The following is a 2,525-nucleotide window of genomic DNA, read 5'->3' on the forward strand; positions in this document are numbered from 1 at the left end:
TCTGTGGTGGGCATGGCTTTTTCAACTTGCACCTGATGCGGCTTCACAGCCACCGACACAGCGGCAAGTTGATGCTGCTTCTGCACTGCAACCCTGGGTTGAGCTGGCACAGCCACCTGTGGCTTCGCCACAGACAGCACCGGGGTCACAGCGGGGGTTGGCTGAAGCCACGGGACACCGCCATCCACAGCAACAACCGTGTCAGGTTCTTCAGTGGGGTCGGCGCCACTTTCAGTCGCTTTAGCCTCCGGCGTGAAGTCTGGCAACAACTCATCTGTGGCCTCTCGCAACAAGGCTTCCAGCTCTGACTGAATCTCTTCTGGATTGACTGCAAATTTGGCGCTGGCAAATGCATCTTCAACAGACAAGCCCAGCAAGCGCTCCACCGTATTGAACAGCACCGCCTGTGGGCAAGCGTTCAAAAACACAAAACAGTCTGAGGCATCGGCGGTGATCAAATCGCCAGCGCGCGAAATCTTGTTGCCGGCAATCAAGTCAGCCAGTTTCCGATCTGGTTTAGGCCGCCCAATCATCAAAGCACATGGCACATCCAAGGTTTTGGCACGCTCCAAAATCAAGGCAACCTCTTTGACAAACCGTGCAGGCAAAAGATAACCATGCAACTGCGTGGGCAAGACACTGGCCAGGGCAGCCTCGAAGTTGATGTTGACATCGCGGCTGAAAATTTGCCCTTTGAGCGACTCCAGCAGCAGTGGCAGTCGGCTCAATGGCACATCGCGATTGATCACCAGATTCAACCCCAGCTTCAGCAAGAGGGCTTCATTTTGGTAGCGCAGTGAAGCCTCTTTCTCTTGCACCACAATGCGCGCATAGCGCCCCATGGTCAACCTGAGCGTGTGCACAGTTTCAGCCAATTGCCGCAATTGAGACCCACGCTGAAACAACAAAATACAGGTCGCAGACTTCATGTTCCGCGTGGCGTGCATCATGCCGATCAAGGTATCGACTTTCTGCCATTTCCCTTGCATCTGCTGTGTCAAGCCCACCAACTCTGGATCCATGTAAAACACCATCGCTTCAGCAGAGTCAACACGTTCCAGACCGGCATCCGGGCTGTCGACATCTACCAACTGCTGTGGATTGCCTGCCTCATAAAGACCAGAGACCAAGGGTTTCAAGTTAAAACTGCGCCCAGCTGTAGTGCCCTCATTGGATTGCCAATAATCAAATGTGAGCTCCAACCCATGGCGCTGGGCGCCTAGCCGAGCAATGCCAGTGAGGTTGTCCATCAAGGCATTCAGTGTTCCGACCTGTGCCCCACTGGTGCGCGTTAAAACCAACAAGAAGGTGATTTGGTGCGCTTGCGTCCACTTTTTGAGCACTTCAACCTGTTCCAACGCAATCAATACATCATGCAAGGCAAGCAACTCATCAGCCTGATCAAAAACTACATAAGCGCCATCAGGAAAAGCAAAATGCTCAAGTTCTTTAACAAACGCTTCAGCCCCAAAACGAAATAACTTTTTTGAAAACTCATCCTGCAGCGTAAACAACTGCAACTGACGCTCTTGAATCGCCTGATGAATGTTCAGGTTGCCATAAGACTGTAGGCGCTGCACCAGAGACTCGGGATTTTGCTGCAGCAAAAGCCGGCAATTGAGTCCCCGATCCAATCCACTGGCAAGGCTGGAGGCCAACATCGGAAACCGAGCGGAAGCTGTCTCGGCCAGCAACACATAAAGCCCACCGTTGATTAAACTGTCTGTCAGCTCAGGCAACCCTGGCAAAGCGAGATTAGCGTTCATTGAGCTGATGTTGAAAATTGAAATAATTTGAAGAGCTTAATTTAACTCATATGATATTTCAATTAGGTATCACATCAGGTCATCAAAATTGACTTGTGACGGTATAAATTCACGATGCCATTCAACCTTAAGTCAGACGATGTAGTGATCTCATTTATTGTCGAAAGCCACCCCTTACCTTGCAGCCACACCCCATGAACCATTTCAATCGTTTGATCAGCGCCACCCTGTTGTGCGCAGCGCTTGCCATTCAAGGTTGTTCAGCCACGAAAAATTTGCCCAAAGAAACCCTCTCCAGCCCTGTTCCCATGGGGCAAGTGGTGGATGATCAAACCCTCTTTTTACCTAAAAATGCCTTCCCATCCAAGCCCAGCCAACCGCCAGCGTTGTCTCAAGCACCTGCCAACCTTCACGTGACTGGGCAAGCGCTGGGGTTAAAACCCATGGTGTGGCTGTATGCATCGCCCACCTCAAAAACGCTTTACGCATCTAGCGCAGCTGACTTTCAAAACAACATTCGCCAGTGGGAAACCTTTCTTTCTAAGTACCACGTACCGTTCAAAACCATCGCCTCGCCTGCGCAGCTTGAAAGCAGCACACCAGGCGTGCTGGTGTTGCCTTCGTTGGTGGCGCTGTCTGACAAAGAGCGACTCGCCATTGGCCAATTCCGCCAGGCAGGCGGCAGCGTTCTGTCCAGCTGGCTCACCGGCGTGAGAGATGAACAAGGCACATGGCTTGGCTTTGACTTTATGAACAAAG

2 protein-coding genes are annotated in these 2,525 nt (G+C 51.7%); one reads left to right on the forward strand and one right to left on the reverse strand.

The genetic code is table 11. The features are described 5' to 3' along the window. On the reverse strand, nucleotides 1-1,766 hold a 1,766-nt coding region (locus PHT20_RS16675; RefSeq protein ID WP_301021414.1), incomplete at its 3' end, for a BcsE family c-di-GMP-binding protein. A gap of 194 nt (nucleotides 1,767-1,960) precedes the next feature. Here PHT20_RS16675 and PHT20_RS16680 point away from each other — a divergent pair. Then, the coding region (locus tag PHT20_RS16680) for a hypothetical protein (protein ID WP_301021415.1) at nucleotides 1,961-2,525 on the forward strand (565 nt) is incomplete at its 3' end.

This window comes from Rhodoferax sp. (genome assembly GCF_028715765.1).
Classification (GTDB): domain Bacteria; phylum Pseudomonadota; class Gammaproteobacteria; order Burkholderiales; family Burkholderiaceae_C; genus Rhodoferax.